The sequence below is a fragment of the Corynebacterium sp. SA-MJD20WY100 genome, from assembly GCF_039822565.1.
Lineage (GTDB): Bacteria > Actinomycetota > Actinomycetes > Mycobacteriales > Mycobacteriaceae > Corynebacterium > Corynebacterium phoceense_A.
In genome coordinates, this window is record NZ_JBCJKS010000031.1 from 1 (window position 1) to 17,285 (window position 17,285).

A 17,285-nucleotide genomic window follows, 5' to 3' on the forward strand; every position below is an offset into this window, starting at 1 on the left:
GCGTTGCTCGACCCAGCCGAGATTTTGGACACCGTTGTGCGTGAACTCGACGCAACAACCCGCCTTATCCGCGACCGTGCGGAAGTCCCAGCCGACTGCGTCGAGATGGTCGAAGCCGCGCGCCGACTGGTCGCCTCAGCCCCTCAACCGCTGACCCGCCAACAGCGACGCAAGCTTGAACGCGAACAGAAAAAGACCGCGAAGTATAGCTAGGCTTTTGCCCACAGCTTCGTGGAGCTGCTCGAGTTTTTCTCGTTGGTACATCTTGCGGCAGCGATTTTTCAATTGAAATTTCTTGTGCCTGAATCGTGTTTTGTTAGGCTTTCCCCTATGAGCCAGGGTGAAAATATTGGCCAGATTATCGCTGGAGTTAAGCAGGCGATTGGTGAATTGCGGAGCGTGGATCGTTTTCTGGGGTACCTAGATTCTCTAGATGCGCGTGAGTTGGAGGGGAGCGAGTATCTGGGTGAGAGGTTTTTTTCTGAAGAACGGAACTATCTTTTCAAGGTTATGAACGCTCTTGAAAGCGAGATTTTGCCGGAACTAGAAAAAGGCGCCTAGGGAAAATCTCTAGGCGCTAGGGGGCTATCTTTACCGGTTATCCCAGTAAGCGTTGCAGGTTCCTGCGGTAAGCCCGGCCGAGACGGAAGCCTTTGCCCAGCTGGCTCGGCGTGCGGTGCTCGTATCGGTCTGGGATCCCATTGTTGCAGTTGCTCGGTGGGTGTTGTCGGGGTGGTTGTAATGAGAGAAACAGTGCTTTGTCGTGCCGTTTACAATTTCCCATCCGTAGTTCCAGGTTCCGCCTCCGACCTGTTCGGTAGTGGTCCCTGGCAAGGAAAACATTGCAGTCGTAGAGAGTTCACTTGAGGAAGGCTCTTGGAGGTCTAGGGTGACCATTCCTGATGTAGGGTTTCCCTGCTCGTCAACGGTAAGGACTTTGTGTGCAACTACAGCAGGGTCATGATTGACCTGTGGGAGTGCTGGTGCGGCAGAAGCAGTAGGGGCAAGAGTTGAAGCAAATAGGCTGGCAGTGATAGCGGAAAGAAAAATTTTCTTCATGTTAATAACCTCCTTAGTGAGAAATGTATCACACTAAGTAGTGTCGTAGGTCACATATGAATAACGACGATCTGCTTTTTATCCTGGGAAAGAGTCGAGAAATTGTTGACCCAGAGGAATCCCCTAGAACTGCGCAGCTGATTGGTGTTGTAGAGGCGGACCTGGAGGTCGGGAAGGAGTTCAACGCCAATAGGCTTTTATCGCACCTCATTGTTGCCCTCGCCAATATCGAAAAGTCCGCGCGAAGCAAGTAATCGGTTTTGGCGCTCTGGGGCTTCGCGCGTCGAACGTGTGCGGTTGTGGATTCGGTCTAGGCTGCAAGAGACCCTGAAACTGAAAGAGCGCCAGGTAGTTCCAGCTACCTGACGCTCGCTTAACCCCAGTCACTAGCTGGGAGAAAGCACGGCTATGAGCTTACCCAATCACGCAGCTTCTGCACACACCGCGCCGCATGAGCGCGTTTCTCGCGACGGCGCGGGCCTCGATGATACGCCCGCGAGCACGACAGACCGCGATTTTCTTCTCGCACATTTAGGCCGCGACGTCCTCCACGGTTCAGTTACGCGCGACTTTAAAAAGGCTTACCGCCGCAATAAAGCCGGCGAGGTCTCGCCGCGTATGTACCGCACTGACTCCGAGGCCCTTGGTAAATGCGAGTACGTCAAGCTCACGAGCAAGCAATATGCCGCCGTCCTCGTCGTGGATATAGACCAGCCGGGAGAAGCCGGAGGACATCCCGCAGACCTGGCCTTGTACGTGCGAAAGGTCGTGCGGGTGCTTGTCGAGCACAACATCGGCCCAGCCTGGGTGGGCGTGAACCCCATAAGCGGAAAAGGACAGTTCATCTGGCTCATTGACCCCGTTTACGCAGACGTTTCGGGTAGATCTTCGCAGATGAAGCTCCTAGCTGCGACCACGCACACCCTAGGCGAGCTGCTCGGCCACGATCCCCATTTTGCTCACGGGTTTAGCCGCAATCCGTTCTACACCGGTAAATCTCCGTCAGCTTATCGTTGGTACAGGCAGCACAACCGCGTGATGCGTCTAGGTGACTTGATAAGGCAGGTGAGGGACTTGGCCGGGACAGACCAGTACGAGGCTGCACCACGCCAGCAATTTAAGTCTGGGCGAGAACTCATTAACGCGGTGAAAACCCGCCGCGAAGAGGCACAAGCGTTTAAAGCACTGGCCCAGGACGTGGACGCGGAAGTCTCTGCTGGACTCGATCAGTACGACCCGGAGCTCATCGACGGCGTGCGCGTGCTTTGGATTACCGAGGGCACCGCCGCCCGCGACGAGACCGCGTTCCGGCATGCCCTTAAGACCGGCCACAGGCTCCGCGCCGCCGGCCAACGACTCACGGATGCAGCCATCATCGACGCCTACGAGCACGCCTACAACGTCGCACAGACCCACGGCGGCGCAGGCCGCCCTGCAGAGCTTCCCCCGATGCGAGACCGCCAGACTATGGCACGACGAGTCCGCGGCTACGTGACCCAATCCAAGAGCACGTCCTCCATGAGGTCGAGCGCGCCTGGAAAGGCAACCAGCAGCGAGCGGAAAGCCTTGGCCACCATGGGGCGCAGAGGCGGGCAAAAGGCTGCACAACGCTGGAAGACAGCGCCAGATAGCGACTATGCAAAGCAGGAGCGAGCAAAGCTCGCGGTTGCTAATGAGAACAGGAAAACGAGTGCTGCTGCCGATAGCTTCGCTATAGCTAGTTGGTTCCTAAAGGGGAAAAGCGAGACTGGAGAATATCCAACAGTAGGTGAGGCAGCCGCAGAGTTTAGCGTGTCTAATCGGACGGTACAGCGTGCGCTTTCCAAAGCCGGGATAGTTTTGCCAACTGGACGAAGAAAGGGTGACAGGCCGTAAGCAATATACGGTTCCCCTGCCGCTAGGCAGTTGGTTACTCTTTTCGTTCGATTTTTTAATGTTTTGTTTGGTGTGTGGACGCTGAAACTGCCGGGGGTCTTGACCGGTACGACCCGGAGCTAGTGGATGGTGTGCGGGTGTATTGGATAGCTGAGGGTGTTGCAGCCCGTGATGAAACAGCATTTCGTCGAGAGTCTACAGGCACAGTGGGGGCGCAGTGGTCACTACTCCCAGCAGAACAACGGCATGGGGCCCGGCTAACACCTATGACAATGGCGACGATATGACGCTGTAAGCATTGGGAACGAGACTACATTGTGGCAAGTAGAAAAACTTGATGATACTTCAGCGGGATTAGCTGGCGGTGACGCCCTCCTAGGCCGCCTTGGCCGCGATGCCCCATATAGGCCAGCGTGGACTGCCAAATTAGCGGGGTCTACCGACTCAGTGAGGATTGGCGTGAGTCGGCGCGGCGGTTGGACATCATATTTGCTTTGGGCGAGTTTCCAGGATTCTCTGATGGAAATAATCGCGATCCGACTCTTGCATGCGAGAAAATTCCATAAGCACGCCCGGCCAGGTGGGAAATGCATCTACCAGATTCTCCGCCATGTTCGACAACGGCGAAAATGCGATCTCGTCCCATCTGACTCCTATGCCTACTCTTTCAGAGTAATTTGTGTTGTTTAGAGGACCAACACACCACTGGCTCCCTGATGCGGCATTCATCCATACGCCCGTCACGGCTATGATTCGGGAGACTGTGTCTTCATAGCCGTGTTTAGAGTTGAGTATTTCGAGAAGGATTTCGAAGGGAAACTCTTCTACGCCATCGGTAATTTGCTTCTTCTGAGAAGAAGTCAGCTCTGCGAGCACTGTAGGGACTGTTTCTGCAAGGAAGTCCTCTAGCCGGTTTCCGAATTGCTGTTGATATCCGTCAAACCACATGGGGTCTCCTTGGTCACATAGGGCGAATGATCCAGGCTCCAAAACCGTTATTTAAAGTCCTGTCGAAAAAGCAGGTCGCAGATCTAGCCCAGTACCCAGTATTTTGTTGCTCTCTTAGGAAATCAAGTCGATTCCAGCATTCATTTTCGACAAGGAAGATTCGAGTGTTGTGCCCTGAGGCTTCAAGATTCGGCTCCACAGAGTGGAACAGAGGCATCGTCGTGGCGAAAAGAGCGAGAAGCGTTATTCCGAGGGTTGCTATGCGCCCAGGGTTATTTTTTCTGCCAGAAGATTTTAGCATGTTACTACCCCATCGATGCGACCGGTGTGAGGGGAGATATTTGTACGGGTCCCGGCTACTACTAGCTTGCACACTGAGTCTGGGCCAAATGCAAAAATTACCTTAACCCGTATGTCCCAGTCGCAATGGTTGTAGACCTGGATGAAACCTTTTTCTGGTATCGCATTAATGCAATCAGGTGCACGTTCGCCTGCGGATCTAAGTTGTACATTTGGACTAGGGGATTCTACTGCTGAGATTTCACCATTGTCTTGTACGGTGATGACAACTTCGCTGTTATGAGCATCTTCGAGGGTGGGTTTTGCTGAGGCGGTGGGAATGGATTGAGAAGCAAATAAAAGAGTTGCAGCACAGATTACAGAGGTGAAATATTTTCGCACTGTGGACATGTTTTGACTCCTACGTCATTTAGTGATTGGTGTGTGACTAGCGACACATACATGTGTATCACACATTACACTTAGGTACCGGTGTGCATTTGAAAATAGTTATCACTTCTTTATGTTGTGGGTGGGGTGCGGCATTCTTTTTCTTTATTGATCGTGCTCGATAAACCTTGGCACGTCTTAGGAAGAGGGATGGGCAAGAGGCCGTCGCTGTTGCTGATGCGCAAGTGCCTGCGATTGTGGCCAACGCGATGGAGCGGATTTGGCCTTTGGCGTTAGAGCAAGCGCGTGCCGAGCACGCCGAGGCGGCTAAGCGTTTTGCTGAGCGGATTGAAGCTGCCGAGCGGGAAAGCGATGAAGCGCACCGGGTGGCGGAAGCAATGGCCGAGCGCGTCCGGGAGCTGCAGGCGGATCTGTCCAAGGCGCGGGCGGCTGTCGAGCGTGTCCAGGAACAAATTACTCAGGCACGTGAGCGGGTGGCGGTAGCGGAAAAGGACTATGCCGTTGAGTATGAACGCGCAGTCGCAGCGGTAGCCCGCGCTGAGAGGGCGGAGCAACGTATTGCCGCCGCAGAAGTTCGGGCCGAGCGAGCCGAAGCGCGCGCCGATCGCGCTGAGGAAAGGGCCGAGCGGGCTGCGCGGAGTGAAGCCGCGGCGGCGGAGCCGAAGCAGGCAAGTACCGGAGGGAGAAAGGAGCGCTAGCGCGCCCTGCTCGGAGCCGCCCGCCGGGGCGTGTTAGCGCCGCGGGGGAGTGCGTAGTGCGGGGCGTTTTCTACGGATAGGGAAATGCTGATTGTGCGCACTCATTTTCTGGGGCGCGCTGGCATCTTGACGATGCTCTAGCCGTCTGAACGCCAGTGTTCACCCGCCTGACCTTTGAACTGACCGCTTTAGCGAGGCTAGTTCATGGTACATTTGCAGTAAACGTGCTTCCGCACTCCGTGCGGGGGCGTGCCAGTGGTGAAAGGAGGCTGCGGGACGTGCTGACCATCGCGAAGATGCACGGCGAATCCGTGGCCTACTATGAGTCCACCGTCGATGAAGACCAGGACGAAAATCTCGGCCCGGACGGCTACTACTCCGAGGACGGAACCAAGCCGGCGGAGGCATGGGTAAAAGCGCGTACCGATGCTCAAGCGGCGGTGGTCGCGGAGGCGCTCGGGGTCGCCGAGGGCGAGCAGATTCGTGGGAAGAATGTGCGGGCGTGGTTTAACAAAGCCATCGCCCCGTCGGGTGTGAAACTGGGGCGCGCGCCGAAAGATTCGGGAGTGCCAGGCTTTGACTTAACGTTCTGCGCGCCAAAGAGTGTGTCCATGCTGTGGGGGTTAGCCGACGATGCGGCGGTGCGTCGAGCAGTTGATGAAGCGCATGCCGAAGCAGTTGGAAAAGCACTGTCCTATCTGTCGGAGCACGCGAGCTATACGCGTCGTGCCGATGAGGATGATCCGTCGCTGATGATCATCGATCGCGTCGAGGCTTTAAGCGGCGTGAAGTACGAGCACCGGACGAGCCGCGCGGGTGATCCGCACGTCCACTCGCACGTTCTATTAGCCAACAAGCAGCTTTGTCGTGACGGGAAGTGGCGCACACTAGATGGAGTGAGCCTTTATCACGAGGCGCGCGCAGCGGGCATGGTGTACCAAGCCATACTGCGCGAGCGCCTAGCCGCGTCGCTGGGCGTTGAGTGGGGCGAGATGGTCAACGGGTGCGCGGAGATGCGCGGGCTTGAAGACCGCGCACTCATTGAGGCGTTTTCGACTCGTGCACGCGAAATCGACCAGTGGCGCGCAGTCAATGGCCTTGATGCCAATACGCAGATGGCGCGCATTGGGCAGAAGAAAACCCGCCAGACTAAAGACCTCGATACCACCCTCTACGAGCTCGAGGGCGACTGGCGGCAGCGCCAGGCCGGCCACACGGTCCGCGAGATTATTGCAGACATTCGCTCGCTTCCCGAGTTTGCTGAGCGCACGCACGAGCGCCCAGAACTTCCGACAATCGCCGATATCATTGAGGCAGTGACAGCAGAACGCTCGACGTTTACGCGTGCCGATGTCGTAGAGAAAACCGCCGAACTTATCCCCGTTGGAGCCGTCGAGACCGAGAAGATACTCGCCACCGTGGAGGAACTCACGGAGCAGGTTTTCCGCGATGGTGCGGCCTGGACTGTCACCCCAGATAAGTCGCGCGTGTGGGATAAAGCCGCCCGCGAAGGCTCCCAACGTTTTACCTCCCAGGGCGTGGTCGATGAAGTCAATCGCGGCATCGATCTGGCCTGCGAAGTTACCAACGCTGGCGTTGATGCATCCTCCATTCGCGAGCGTCCCTGCACGCTGTCTGCCGCACAGGCAGACGCTATGCGCGCGGTGGTGTCCTCGCGTATCTAGCAGTCCGCGCAAGAGAGCAGGCTGAGCAGAGCTTCGAAACCACCGTTGTTTGCTGCTACGTCCTCTTAACACTCCCCATGTTTGCGGCTATCGCTATGTGGTTCGGCCTTGCAGTGCAATTGCCGTGGTTCGACTCGTAGATAAAATCTAGCGGCAGCGAATTTTCAGGCTGTATCATCACGTTATGGACGTTTTCGATACTCTCGTGGCTCAATTTGGGGCGGCAGCCGCGACCTATATTGGAACTGCCATGGCAACAGATCGCTGCTTGCAAGGTTAACTGCGGACCACTCAACTAAGCACTACTGATCCCAGCTAGGAGGTGTTGAAAATGAATGTTTCAGAACGTGTAGGATTTGGTGCTGGCGTCATCGCTATCGTGCTCTCGCTGCTGAGCGTGCTCTTGGCAATTTCTCGGGGGACGGGCGAGGTTACGGTTATGGCGGCTGCTGGAACTGTCGCCGTAATCGGAGCAATGTGCATCTACTGGAGCCTCACGTCAAGACGCAATAGCAAGGACTAAGCGCTCCGCCCATTCAGGGCCTTGGCCAAGTGATTTTCAAAGAAAGAAGCACCAATTGGTTGTAGCCCTGCCTGGGGGCGTTAGGCAGGGCTACAACTGTGACAGTGGCCGTTCGGGGGAAGCGGCCTACAAACTATTCTGCGGAGCTTCGACAAAAGTAACAAGGGCTTGTTCACTCCAGTGAGCGTTAACAGTAAAGGCGAAATTACTGGGGTTGTTTATGTGGTTTTCTTGGTGCTGTTGCAAAGTTGGGCCAGGGTCGAAAAGCCCAACCTCAAGACATCAGTTGTCCTTGCTCCGGGGTGCTTAAGCTGTCTCGAATATCCGGCTGACGATCACCGCGTCTGGGTTCGGGTGCCCGTAGGCAAACATCGTGCCCTGGCCTTTCCGTAATGAATGCATCGCTTCCATCCCTTTCAACGTCCGGTAGGCGGAAATTCGGTTTTTGAACGCTCCCTTCGGCCCCAGGATTCTTTTAAGTCGGCCATGATCTCCCTCGATAACGTTGTTCAGGTATTTCACCTGCCGGTGCTCCACCGTCTGAGGGCAGATTCCCTCCGCCTTCAGCTCGGATATTGCCTTGGCCAGAGCTGGTGCCTTGTCGGTGTTGATGACCCGCGGGGACCCGGCTGTCGTATTCGATCGCAGCGTCTTGGCCAGGAAACGCTTGGCCGCCGCGACATTGCGCTTCGGGGAGAGATAAAAGTCCAGGGTCTGCCCACCGGCGGTAATAGCCCGGTAGAGATAGCACCACGTGCCGCCGACCCGGATATAGGTCTCATCCACCCGCCAGGACCGGGCCTGCCAGTCGGGTACCTGCCGGTACCAGCGAGTCTGCTTATCCAGCTCAGGGGCGTATTTCTGCACCCAGCGGTAGATCGTGGTGTGATCGACTGGCACACCCCGCTCGGTCATCATTTCTTCGAGATCGCGGTAGCTCACCCCGTAGCGGCAGTACCACCGCACCGCCCACAGGATGATGTCACGGGGGAAATGCCGACCGGAGAAGATGCCCATGGCTCTGATTATTTCACGCCGGTCTTTCTACTGCCCCAACTTTGCAACAGCACCCCCTGAGGAAGGTTATGCACAATTCGACGGGCTGCCTGCCGCCCAGATTTTGTCAGAGCTACACCTGCGATAAGCCCAGCGATGCCTCCAAAGAACGCAGAAGGGTACCAAGCCATATCGGTGTAAAAATGAAATATGCCAAGCGCGACTAAAAATCCGCAAATCGTTACCACTAGGCGCATGTTTTACCACCCCATGTAGGTGGCAAGGGCGCCGCCTGCACCGGCAATGCAGCTGATCGCAAGTCCTGGTCCAATTTTCTTAGCGAGGAACTTTACCAAGGTCCAGTAGGAAACCCTCTTCTCTAGAATTTCCAGGATTTCATTGTAACCGATTACGCCACCAGCACAACCAGCAATGGTTGCGGCAGCTGCGCTAAGAATTCCTTTATCGTTTTGGTTCGCTGCGGCCCTAGTCTGGACTGGTTCTGAATTCAGCTCAGCATTCATCTTCTCTGCTGAAGACAAGACTGTTTCCCGACCCTTGGAGTCAATGGCTACTGCGTCACCATTAGCGTTGAACCCGTACTCAACTGTTCCCGCAGGCAAGGGGGAACCACCCGCGGACTCGATATCCTCATTGACTTGTTTGAGGTCATTTTCCGAAACAGTCTCTCGGTCTGCACCGGGAGTAGTGGGAACCTGGTGATTCTCGACGCACTCCCCCTCCTGCGCGGCAGGAGCTGCTACGGCCGTAGTGACCGGGAATGCGACGAGAGCGGTAGAAACCGCTAGAGGGAGGATTAAAGCTTTCTTCAAACGCATAAATAGACCCTTTCGGAGGAATGAAAAGAGGGGGGGACAAGACAGCAGCTTTCAAGCTGCCCATCACTACGTCTAATAGGAAAATTAAGTCTCTTCAATGTCTTTCTTCCGTCCGGAAGGATATTGATACGAAAGTATCGACCTGTAAAGACCATGGTTTTAGAGGCGCCGACTCGATCCTTGTCTTCGGCAACGCTGAATTGCCGGAGCAGATCAAGCAGATAGACGAGCAGTATCGCAACGCCACAGGCGTATCTAAGTGGGCTTTCACCTTCTGATTGTTGACCTTCTTTACGGTTTTACAGTTTTACGGGTACTGTAAAACCGTAAACTTTAATCACTGACCCAGTGAAAGGCATGGCTATGATTATTACGACTATCAACGCGAAAGGTGGCGTCGGGAAAACAACGAGCACGATGTTCCTGGCGACCGTATTTGCCCAACGCGGTATCCCCGTGACCGTGACCGACCTCGACCGTCAGGGGTCCGCTCTCGACTGGGCCGAGCGTGCCGAGGACGGCGGCGACCCGCTGCCGTTTAACGTCGAGCTGTCGATCCCAAAGCGTGTGGACCGCCAAGCCGCTTTAGTCGCCGATAACGAGATGATGCTTATCGACGTGCCACCCGGAGACGAAAACGCGATTGAAGCCGCTATCGCCGTCAGTGACTTCATCATCATGCCGACCCGTTCTGCAGCCGCCGACCTGTCGCGGGTGTGGGAGCTGCGCGACGCTGTGGGCGGCACCCCGCACGCTGTCTTGCTGACTTTCGCCCGTAAGGGAACCAGCGCGCTTGAAGCTGCACGAGAAGCGCTTGAAGCCGAGGACATGCCGCACTTTGAAACGGAGATCCCGCTGCGCGAGGATATGCACCTTGCCTTTGGCTACTGCCCCGGCCCCGACATGCATGGTTACGACAAGGTGGCCGACGAGATTATGGAGATGATGAAGTGACCACCAGCAAGGCGCGCGCACGCGCTCAACAAGGTCCACGGACTAAGAAAAAGGCCACGAAGAAAAGCACGGCCACACCCACGGAGTCTGTCCGTTCCGCGTTCCGCCAGCCTTCAAGCCGTGATTACGTCAAGAAAATGACCATCGAAGTGGACCGCGATCTGCATGCTGAACTCAAAGCTATCGCCGCACGTAAGAGAGTCACCATGCGTGAAATTGTCGGGTCGTGCCTCGAAGAATACGTCAAGGAGAACCGCTAGATACTCATGCAGTTTTACAGCTTTACGGCACCCGTAAAGCTGTAAAACTGTAACGTTTGCAAACTTGGCGATCTTTGCGTTACGGCAGGTAGAAAAACTTTTCGTGTCGCAGCACGCCGCAAATCACAGCGGTGTTATTCTCGGTCAATAGACCCTATAAATGAATGAAGCCCGCCAGGCGGCAACCTGACGGACTTCGCTTATCACCCAGTCTCCAGCTGGGAGAAAGCATGGCCATGAGTTTACAGGCTTACACGCAGAATGTGCACATTCAAACGCCGAGTCGCGTTGAGCGCGATCGTGGAGGACTCGACAACACACCAGCTTCGTCGCTAGACCGCGACATGCTTCGGGCACACCTAGGCCGCGACGCGCTTCATGGCTCCATTGGGCGCGATTTCCGAAAGGCTTACCGGCGTAATGCCGACGGCAAAGTCTCACCGCAGATGTACCGTACCGATTCTGAAGCGTTAGGCCGCTGCGAGTACGTCATGCTCACCAACAAGCAGTATGCCGCTGTCCTGGTTGTAGATGTCGACCAGTTAGGCACCGCAGGCGGAGACCCCGCAGACCTTAACCCGTATGTCCTCAAAGCGGTGCACACCCTGACGTCCCGCAATATCGGACCGGCATGGGTGGGAATCAACCCTACCAATGGCAAGGCCCAGTTCATTTGGCTTATTGACCCCGTGTACGCGGACAAGACCGGCCAATCGGCACAGATGAAGCTCCTGGCCGCCGTCACACGTGAGTTAGGTGAAGTGCCCCAGGTTTTGTTCCGTTTGAGTAGATGGGAAAATTTGGAACATGCCGAGAAAATTTGATCAGGATGCGAAAGACCGTGTGGTCCGCCTCGTGGAAGACCGCATCCTGGCGGAGAACATTTCTATGCAGGCAGCCTGCAAGATCGTGGCACCAAAGCTGGGTGTGTCGTGGCACACAGCGAGGCAATGGACGCAGGCCGCTCGTCGCGAAGGACGTGTTGTGGAATCAATGCCCGAGGACCTTGCTGCAGAAAACGCACGGTTGCGTCGCGAGAATCAAGAGTTGCGGGACACCAATGAGTTGTTGAAAGCCGCTTCGGCTTTTTTCGCGTCGGAACTCGACCCGAAACGTCGGAAATGATCCGGTTCATTGATGAGTACCGGAATCGTTTCTGCGTCGAGTTCATTTGCCAGACGTTAAACACGCATCGCGAAGGCGGTTTTCTTAGCTCGCGTGGGTACCGCCAATCCAAGGCCCGGGGCTTAAGCTCCCGCGCTCTTCGCGACGCTGCCCTTGTAGAGCATATTCGCGACGTTCATGCTGAAAATTACGGCGTCTACGGGGTGCGGAAGATGTGGCGCGTGCTGCAACGCCGGGGCGTTGACATTGGCCGCGAGCAGACAGCCCGGCTGATGCGCAGCGCTGGACTGTCCGGCAAGGGAAAAGGTGGGGCACCTGTCACAACGCGCAAACCCACAGGCCCGGATCTTCGCCCAGATTTGGTTAATCGTGAGTTTAAGGCTCCTGGCCCTAATCGGCTGTGGGTAGCGGACATTACGTATGTGCGCACCAGGAAAGGGTTTGTGTACACAGCTTTTGTCACTGATGTGTACTCCCGGAGGATTGTCGGGTGGGCGTTGTCTGATTCGATGCGTACTGAGGCGTTGCCGCTGCAGGCGTTGAACCAGGCGATCGTGTGCGCCAAGGAAACGGCGGGCCTAATTCACCATTCAGACCACGGCTCACAATATGTGAGTATCGTCTACAACGAGCGCCTGGCTGAGCACGGAATTACGGCGTCTACCGGCACTGTTGGTGATTCCTATGACAATGCTTTGGCTGAGAATGTCAACGGCTCCTACAAGAATGAGCTGATTCATAGGCGCTCATGGGCCGATGTCGTCGACGTGGAAATCGCGACGTTCGAGTGGGTTAACTGGTGGAACGAATCACGGCTCCACCAGAGCCTGGGCTACCGCACCCCAGCTGAAGTCGAAGCCGAATTTTGGGAACACGACCCCAGTCGAGAAATAATGGAAATCAAGGCAAATGCCTAGGAACAAAACCCGGGGCACTTCAAGGCGAACTTCTAGACCACGACCCGCACTTTTCCCACCGATTTAGCCGCAACCCGTTCTATACGGGTAAGGCGCCTACGGCTTACCGTTGGTATAGGCAGCACAACCGGGTGATGCGCTTGGCAGACTTAGTAAAGCAGGTGAGAGACTTGACAGGCCACGAGCAGTTTGAAGCCGCGCCGCGTCAACAATTTACCTCTGGCCGTGAACTGATTAATGCCGTCAAAACACGTCGTGAAGAAGCTCAAGCATTCAAGAAAATGGCCCAGGACGTAGATGCGGAAATATCGGGTGGTCTTGACCAGTACGACCCGGAGCTAATCGACGGCGTGCGCGTGCTCTGGATTACTCCCGGCGTAGCCGCCCGCGATGAAACCGCGTTCCGCCACGCCCTCAAGGCGGGCCACCGGATGCGCCAACAAGGCCAACGCCTGACCGACGCGGCGATAATTGATGCCTATGAGCACGCCTACAACGTCGCACAGCGTCATGGTGGTGCCGGTCGTGCTAGCGAGATGCCGCCAATGCGTGACCGCCAGACAATGGCACGCCGCGTGCGCGGTTACGTTACGCAGTCCAAGAGCGACGTTTATCGCGTCTCTAGCACCCCCGGAAAGGCCACCAGGAGTGAGCGCAAGGCTCTAGCCACAATGGGGCGCAGAGGTGGCCAGAAAGCCGCACAGCGCTGGAAAACAGACCCCAAGGGTAAATATGCACAAGAACAACGAGCGCTACTAACAGCAGCAAACAATCAGCGAAAGCTGCAAGGAAACGAGACCAGGGCGCAGGTTTATGCGACGTATGCGTCTGTGCTTGCACAGACAGGCAAGCCTCCATCAGGTGCAGCAATTGGCAGAGAGCTAGGCATTACGCGCAAGACAGCTAGTGCGCATCTTCGAGCGTTACGGGCCGTGGGACTGATTGATTAAAAGTGTAACCTGCCGTAAGCAATATACGGTTCCCCTGCCGTTAGGCAGTTAGGTAAAACCTTTTCTCGAAAATGGTTTAGGAAAGTGGGAAAACGGAAGCAGCCCCGGGACCCCGTAGGGCGGCCCGGGGCCAAGGCTCATAATGCGTTCCCGCGATATTTGAACCTCTTGGATGTTGCAGTCTAGCTGTAGTCACGCCTGGAAGGACAACGTCATTCTTCGGATAGTTTCCTGACCGCCACTTGAAGGTTCGGATATTTATCTGCGGAGGTGATGACGATGACACGAAACAAACCCTGCCCCAGCGTTAAGAAAACGGTTCTTGGCTCGACGATGGGAGGACTCCTGGCGCGCCTGTTGGCAGACCCAGTCGGCGTGTGCGAGTCCTGGCGTGGCGCAGCGCGAATGCTTGCCGACTTTTTCGGGTAACCGATGGGAGCGCTGGAGACTGCCGCGCGCCCTGCGGGCGCTTGCCACCCGTCGCACGCCGCGCAGCGGCGCACGACGGACTTAGCGAATCTCCCCTCCCCCTTTTCTGTCCCGTCCTGGCCGCAAATTCTGACGCACCCAGCGGCAGAATTTTGTGCCCAGGCGGGCACCCGAAATTGCCCACCGGAGGACATACACTTTATGCACTCCAAGTGAGTCGGGAGTTTTCGCAGTAAGAAAGTGGTTTTAATGCGTTAAGAAAGTGTCGAAAATATTTCGCACGTGCGATATAATGGGTTTATGACCCTTGGAGCACTCACCACAGACGGCGGCGCGAAGCCGGATACTTTTGATGACTTTTCTGCGACAGACATCGCGGATCGCGCACAAGAAACCGCGTTGGCTTTGAAGCAGATTGCGGATTTTTTCGAGCAGGCGGGGCGATCGAATCGTGACGATGTGGTCGGTCTCTTTGACCAGGATTGGCTCGATTGTGCAGACCGCTTGCACAGCCTGGCGGAGACTTTGACGGCGATGTCTGATACCGCAGAGGGCTAAACCGCGTGCCGTGCAGCGGCTAGCTGCGCCAGGAAAGCGCGTCAGCACGCCGTGTGTCACGTTGTGTGCCACGCACCGTGTCACGCCGACCTACACGCGCTGTGTCGCGTTGTGTGTCACGCTGCTGCGGCGCTCGCTGCGCTCACACCTTGCCCCGCTTTCTGCCACCTGTCGCCGTTGGCGCAAACCCCGACCGCGTTGCAAGCAATCGCTGCACACCTTTTGCAGATAATCAGCCTTTCGGAAAAACGGCTTCGCCGTAGAGTGACACACCTCTTGCATTAAAATGCTCCGCCGCAGCTCGCGGGTAAAAAACGTGCCGCAAAAGTGCCCGGGTTGATGAAAAGCAGCGCGCGGCGGCGAGCAAACGACCAGGGGTTTCAGGTCGCTAATTTTTTACGTACGTGCGATATAATTGGGTCATGAACGCGACTGACTCCCCGACGAAATGTGCCTGGTGTGGCGGCGACCTTAGGCCCCGAATCGACCCTCGAGGGCGAAAAGCGCGCTACTGCTCCGGTGCCTGCCGTGCGGCTGCAGCGCGCGAGCGCGCCCGCAAAGCGCACCAGGACGAGCTAGAGCGCGCGCAGTCGCAGACTTCGATAGCGTTGCTCGACCCAGCCGAGATTTTGGACACCGTTGTGCGTGAACTCGACGCAACAACCCGCCTTATCCGCGACCGCGCGGAAGTCCCAGCCGACTGCGTCGAGATAGTCGAAGCCGCGCGCCGACTGGTCGCCTCAGCCCCTCAACCGCTGACCCGCCAGCAGCGACGCAAGCTTGAACGCGAACAGAAAAAGACCGCGAAGCGCGGAAATATCTGACTTGGTTCGCGCTAACGTTGAACGCTTACCGCGTCTCCTCTGGCCCCCACAGTGCTTCATGAAGTGCCTGTTCTTCTTCGGCAGTGAGACCGAAATCCAGGTCTGCCACCGCGTCTAGGTACTCGTTGAAAAAACTATTGAAAAAGTCGTCAATCATGCTGATTTCTGCTCCTGTGCCTCTTTGACGTAGCGATGAACCGTGCCGACCGAACAGTCCAACTCGGCAGCAATTGCGCGCATAGTTAGACCTTTCGCCCTCAGCTCCCGGACGCGCTCGCGCTTCTCATTGGCACGCGCAAGGTAGGACTCGCGCGGCTCAGACGTCCACCGAGCCACTGTCGCTATGGACAGACCGGTGCCTTCGGCTACTTCGCGAAGTGTCTTCCCGTTACGCGGTATGCGCTTTTTCTCAGTCATTGAGGAACTCCTCGAGCTTGGCCGGGGTGCTTAGGCGACGCTTCTCCCCGGACTTTGTTCCGGCATGTTGTTGGTGCTGGATAAAGCCCTCTCGGCTGTGGTTCTTTGACGTCCATTTGGCTATCGAGGTCGCCATAGCGCGCACCTCGGAGAGCGGCAGTGGGCCACCTGCGTCGGTTGGAATCGCCGTGTTGAGGTCGAGTAGATGAGACAGCGACGCGTGAAAAAGCGCGTCTGCGCCGGGGTAGTCCATTGCTCGGTTGAGTCGGTAGACCTCGTGCCGTCCTTCTTCGAATAAAGCGCAGTTTCTTCCCAGGTCAGAGCGCGATTTCATGGCTTTTCTAGGCAGCTGCCGGGGCATTGCTGACGTTCGGAGTTCGGCTAGCTCATAGGTTGTTTCTGCGCCCCAGATCACCTCTCCACGACCGAGCAACGGGTAGGTGGGGTTGCGCGTGATGAACCCAGCGAATGCCGGGTCTGCGCCTAGGAGCCTGACCAGGCCCTCTTGGACGCGCGCGGCGTAGCGCAGGGGTTTAAGCTCCGCGACCTCGCTCCGGCAGACCGGATCCGACAGCCACCAGCCGACATGCGCGCCACGTGAAGTCTCAATGACCCAGGACGGATCTGGGTGTTCATGCGGGCGTTCTAGAGCGTCCATGACGGCGCTAGGCCGGTCGATGTCGATGACGAGGGCGTTGAGCATTCGGCTGGGATTGGCCTGGATGAACCGATGACGGAGCGCCGCAGAGCCTGGCATGCGGGAGATTGCGTGCTTCTCATCCCCGGCATACGCGCCTAGGTCTCTTAGGCCCCAGCGGTCCGCCCATAAATCGGTCATTGTCTCGGTCATGCGGACACTGTCGCACGAGTGTTGCTTCTGGGCGTGGATTTCCCCCGGCGTGTTCAAGGTATCGCACGAACCATATCAGGTATTGGGCCTTCTGGCCCCCAAAATAGACCCTCCAGTGCGAGCGAAGCGAGCTCCTTTGGCCGGGCCTCACCCCTCCCCCTGCTCGACGTCGGCCCGCCTGCCCCTCCATGCCACTCGGGCACGGATATATCCAAATATGTCCTTGGGTCCTGGTGCTCATTGGTGGGCCGACGCACCACAAGGCGGCTGAAGCGCGGTGCGGCGGAATCTACGGCGCGCTGTGTGGCTTTCTAAGCGATTGAAGGCGCGGCGCGGGGGCCGTTGGGTAGGGTGAGGTGCTTAAATCGCTCAGGCGCTCACGCAGCGCGTGTGTCACGTCGGCCTACACACGTTGTGGGACATCGTGTGTCACGTTGTGTGCCACGAACTGTGACACACTGCCGCGGTGCTCGCTGCGCTCCCACCTTGCCCCGTGAATTCGCGTGAGTCGCCGTGGGCTCAAACCCTCCGTCCGTCGAGTGGGCAGGCTCCAGCTCTTGCTGACTGTCGGGTGCTTGGGGTCGGCTCTGGAGGGGGTAAATCGGCGATATACTTTATGCACTCCAAGTGAGTCGGGAGTTTTCGCAGTAAGAAAGTGGTTTTAATGCGTTAAGAAAGTGTCGAAAAT

At 56.7% G+C, this 17,285-nt stretch carries 20 protein-coding genes and 3 pseudogenes; 15 read left to right on the forward strand and 8 right to left on the reverse strand.

The features are described 5' to 3' along the window. A pseudogene (locus ABJ196_RS12185) lies at nt 1-213 on the forward strand (hypothetical protein); the annotation flags it as partial. A 117-nt stretch (nt 214-330) separates the two neighbouring features. Then, nucleotides 331-561 (forward strand): hypothetical protein, encoded by a 231-nt coding sequence (locus ABJ196_RS12190; protein WP_347307468.1) that lies wholly within the window; start codon nt 331-333, stop codon nt 559-561. A 30-nt stretch (nt 562-591) separates the two neighbouring features. On the opposite strand, the gene ABJ196_RS12195 is transcribed toward ABJ196_RS12190, so the two are convergent. Continuing rightward, entirely contained in the window at nt 592-1,059 is a 468-nt protein-coding gene (locus ABJ196_RS12195) for a lactococcin 972 family bacteriocin (protein WP_347307470.1), read from the reverse strand. A gap of 56 nt (nt 1,060-1,115) precedes the next feature. Here ABJ196_RS12195 and ABJ196_RS12200 point away from each other — a divergent pair, with 56 nt between their 5' ends. The 3 genes and pseudogenes from ABJ196_RS12200 to ABJ196_RS12210 all read left to right on the forward strand — a co-directional run. Continuing rightward, on the forward strand, nt 1,116-1,313 hold the full coding sequence (locus tag ABJ196_RS12200) for a hypothetical protein (protein ID WP_347307472.1): 198 nt from the start codon (nt 1,116-1,118) through the stop codon (nt 1,311-1,313). A 364-nt stretch (nt 1,314-1,677) separates the two neighbouring features. Further along, nucleotides 1,678-2,934, forward strand: a complete 1,257-nt coding sequence (locus ABJ196_RS12205; RefSeq protein ID WP_347307474.1) for a replication initiation protein — start codon at nt 1,678-1,680, stop codon at nt 2,932-2,934. 74 nt (nt 2,935-3,008) lie between these two features. Then, a pseudogene (locus tag ABJ196_RS12210) lies at nt 3,009-3,122 on the forward strand (RepA protein); the annotation flags it as partial. 295 nt (nt 3,123-3,417) lie between these two features. Here ABJ196_RS12210 and ABJ196_RS12215 read toward each other — a convergent pair. Next, nucleotides 3,418-3,882 (reverse strand): hypothetical protein, encoded by a 465-nt coding sequence (locus tag ABJ196_RS12215; RefSeq protein WP_347307476.1) that lies wholly within the window; start codon nt 3,880-3,882, stop codon nt 3,418-3,420. A 294-nt stretch (nt 3,883-4,176) separates the two neighbouring features. Further along, the gene (locus tag ABJ196_RS12220) at nt 4,177-4,572 is read right to left on the reverse strand and encodes a hypothetical protein (protein ID WP_347307478.1); all 396 of its coding nucleotides are present in this window, start codon (nt 4,570-4,572) and stop codon (nt 4,177-4,179) included. Between the two features lie 236 nt (nt 4,573-4,808). Here ABJ196_RS12220 and ABJ196_RS12225 point away from each other — a divergent pair, with 236 nt between their 5' ends. Both ABJ196_RS12225 and mobF read left to right on the forward strand, forming a co-directional pair. After that, nucleotides 4,809-5,270 carry a hypothetical protein gene (locus ABJ196_RS12225; RefSeq protein ID WP_347307480.1) on the forward strand — a complete coding sequence of 154 codons (462 nt, stop codon included), beginning with the start codon at nt 4,809-4,811 and terminating at the stop codon, nt 5,268-5,270. Nucleotides 5,271-5,548: 278 nt separating this feature from the next. Continuing rightward, complete coding sequence (mobF, locus tag ABJ196_RS12230) at nt 5,549-6,955, forward strand: MobF family relaxase (protein WP_347307482.1); 1,407 nt, start codon at nt 5,549-5,551, stop codon at nt 6,953-6,955. Nucleotides 6,956-7,784: 829 nt separating this feature from the next. On the opposite strand, the gene ABJ196_RS12235 is transcribed toward mobF, so the two are convergent. Further along, the gene (locus ABJ196_RS12235) at nt 7,785-8,495 is read right to left on the reverse strand and encodes an IS6 family transposase (protein WP_070532596.1); all 711 of its coding nucleotides are present in this window, start codon (nt 8,493-8,495) and stop codon (nt 7,785-7,787) included. A 239-nt stretch (nt 8,496-8,734) separates the two neighbouring features. Then, nucleotides 8,735-9,313, reverse strand: a complete 579-nt coding sequence (locus ABJ196_RS12240) for a hypothetical protein (RefSeq protein WP_347307484.1) — start codon at nt 9,311-9,313, stop codon at nt 8,735-8,737. 363 nt (nt 9,314-9,676) lie between these two features. On the opposite strand from ABJ196_RS12240, the gene ABJ196_RS12245 reads away from it, so the two are divergent. From ABJ196_RS12245 to ABJ196_RS12280, 8 genes and pseudogenes are all read left to right on the forward strand, one after another. Beyond that, nucleotides 9,677-10,267 (forward strand): ParA family protein, encoded by a 591-nt coding sequence (locus ABJ196_RS12245; RefSeq protein WP_347307486.1) that lies wholly within the window; start codon nt 9,677-9,679, stop codon nt 10,265-10,267. Further along, a complete protein-coding gene (locus ABJ196_RS12250; RefSeq protein ID WP_347307488.1) occupies nt 10,264-10,527 on the forward strand; it encodes a hypothetical protein in 264 nt (87 codons plus the stop codon). Before ABJ196_RS12245 ends, ABJ196_RS12250 begins: the two co-directional genes overlap by 4 nt. 236 nt (nt 10,528-10,763) lie before the next feature. After that, nucleotides 10,764-11,351 (forward strand): replication initiation protein, encoded by a 588-nt coding sequence (locus ABJ196_RS12255; RefSeq protein ID WP_347307490.1) that lies wholly within the window; start codon nt 10,764-10,766, stop codon nt 11,349-11,351. After that, nucleotides 11,335-12,569 (forward strand): IS3 family transposase gene (locus ABJ196_RS12260; protein ID WP_347307492.1). Its coding sequence is split into 2 segments (ribosomal slippage): nt 11,335-11,623 and nt 11,623-12,569, totalling 1,236 coding nucleotides; the frame shifts between segments, so codons are not numbered across the junction. The genes ABJ196_RS12255 and ABJ196_RS12260 overlap by 17 nt, the downstream gene beginning before the upstream one ends. Next, nucleotides 12,518-12,670 (forward strand): annotated as a pseudogene (locus ABJ196_RS12265) (hypothetical protein); the annotation flags it as partial. The gene ABJ196_RS12260 and the pseudogene ABJ196_RS12265, both read left to right, overlap by 52 nt. 60 nt (nt 12,671-12,730) lie before the next feature. Further along, on the forward strand, nt 12,731-13,519 hold the full coding sequence (locus ABJ196_RS12270) for a hypothetical protein (RefSeq protein WP_347307504.1): 789 nt from the start codon (nt 12,731-12,733) through the stop codon (nt 13,517-13,519). A 729-nt stretch (nt 13,520-14,248) separates the two neighbouring features. After that, nucleotides 14,249-14,506, forward strand: a complete 258-nt coding sequence (locus tag ABJ196_RS12275; protein ID WP_347307494.1) for a hypothetical protein — start codon at nt 14,249-14,251, stop codon at nt 14,504-14,506. 422 nt (nt 14,507-14,928) lie between these two features. Next, nucleotides 14,929-15,330 (forward strand): hypothetical protein, encoded by a 402-nt coding sequence (locus tag ABJ196_RS12280; protein ID WP_347307496.1) that lies wholly within the window; start codon nt 14,929-14,931, stop codon nt 15,328-15,330. Nucleotides 15,331-15,355: 25 nt separating this feature from the next. Here ABJ196_RS12280 and ABJ196_RS12285 read toward each other — a convergent pair whose 3' ends face one another. Genes ABJ196_RS12285 through ABJ196_RS12295 form a run of 3 tightly spaced genes read right to left on the reverse strand, consistent with a single transcriptional unit; the run spans nt 15,356 to nt 16,585 of the window. Further along, nucleotides 15,356-15,487 (reverse strand): hypothetical protein, encoded by a 132-nt coding sequence (locus tag ABJ196_RS12285; protein WP_347307498.1) that lies wholly within the window; start codon nt 15,485-15,487, stop codon nt 15,356-15,358. Beyond that, complete coding sequence (locus ABJ196_RS12290) at nt 15,484-15,747, reverse strand: helix-turn-helix domain-containing protein (protein ID WP_347307500.1); 264 nt, start codon at nt 15,745-15,747, stop codon at nt 15,484-15,486. The genes ABJ196_RS12285 and ABJ196_RS12290 overlap by 4 nt, the downstream gene beginning before the upstream one ends. After that, nucleotides 15,740-16,585 carry a replication initiation protein gene (locus ABJ196_RS12295; RefSeq protein ID WP_347307502.1) on the reverse strand — a complete coding sequence of 282 codons (846 nt, stop codon included), beginning with the start codon at nt 16,583-16,585 and terminating at the stop codon, nt 15,740-15,742. Before ABJ196_RS12295 ends, ABJ196_RS12290 begins: the two co-directional genes overlap by 8 nt. Nucleotides 16,586-17,285 lie beyond the last annotated feature (700 nt).

Bases quoted from the DNA above. Each gene is read 5' to 3' on its own strand.
- ABJ196_RS12190 (WP_347307468.1), top strand. From the start codon at position 331: ATGAGCCAGGGTGAAAATATTGGCCAGATTATCGCTGGAGTTAAGCAG.
- ABJ196_RS12195 (WP_347307470.1), bottom strand. From the start codon at position 1,059: ATGAAGAAAATTTTTCTTTCCGCTATCACTGCCAGCCTATTTGCTTCA.
- ABJ196_RS12200 (WP_347307472.1), top strand. From the start codon at position 1,116: ATGAATAACGACGATCTGCTTTTTATCCTGGGAAAGAGTCGAGAAATT.
- ABJ196_RS12205 (WP_347307474.1), top strand. From the start codon at position 1,678: ATGTACCGCACTGACTCCGAGGCCCTTGGTAAATGCGAGTACGTCAAG.
- ABJ196_RS12215 (WP_347307476.1), bottom strand. From the start codon at position 3,882: ATGTGGTTTGACGGATATCAACAGCAATTCGGAAACCGGCTAGAGGAC.
- ABJ196_RS12220 (WP_347307478.1), bottom strand. From the start codon at position 4,572: ATGTCCACAGTGCGAAAATATTTCACCTCTGTAATCTGTGCTGCAACT.
- ABJ196_RS12235 (WP_070532596.1), bottom strand. From the start codon at position 8,495: ATGGGCATCTTCTCCGGTCGGCATTTCCCCCGTGACATCATCCTGTGG.
- ABJ196_RS12240 (WP_347307484.1), bottom strand. From the start codon at position 9,313: ATGCGTTTGAAGAAAGCTTTAATCCTCCCTCTAGCGGTTTCTACCGCT.
- ABJ196_RS12245 (WP_347307486.1), top strand. From the start codon at position 9,677: ATGATTATTACGACTATCAACGCGAAAGGTGGCGTCGGGAAAACAACG.
- ABJ196_RS12255 (WP_347307490.1), top strand. From the start codon at position 10,764: ATGAGTTTACAGGCTTACACGCAGAATGTGCACATTCAAACGCCGAGT.
- ABJ196_RS12275 (WP_347307494.1), top strand. From the start codon at position 14,249: ATGACCCTTGGAGCACTCACCACAGACGGCGGCGCGAAGCCGGATACT.
- ABJ196_RS12280 (WP_347307496.1), top strand. From the start codon at position 14,929: ATGAACGCGACTGACTCCCCGACGAAATGTGCCTGGTGTGGCGGCGAC.
- ABJ196_RS12285 (WP_347307498.1), bottom strand. From the start codon at position 15,487: ATGATTGACGACTTTTTCAATAGTTTTTTCAACGAGTACCTAGACGCG.
- ABJ196_RS12290 (WP_347307500.1), bottom strand. From the start codon at position 15,747: ATGACTGAGAAAAAGCGCATACCGCGTAACGGGAAGACACTTCGCGAA.
- ABJ196_RS12295 (WP_347307502.1), bottom strand. From the start codon at position 16,585: ATGACCGATTTATGGGCGGACCGCTGGGGCCTAAGAGACCTAGGCGCG.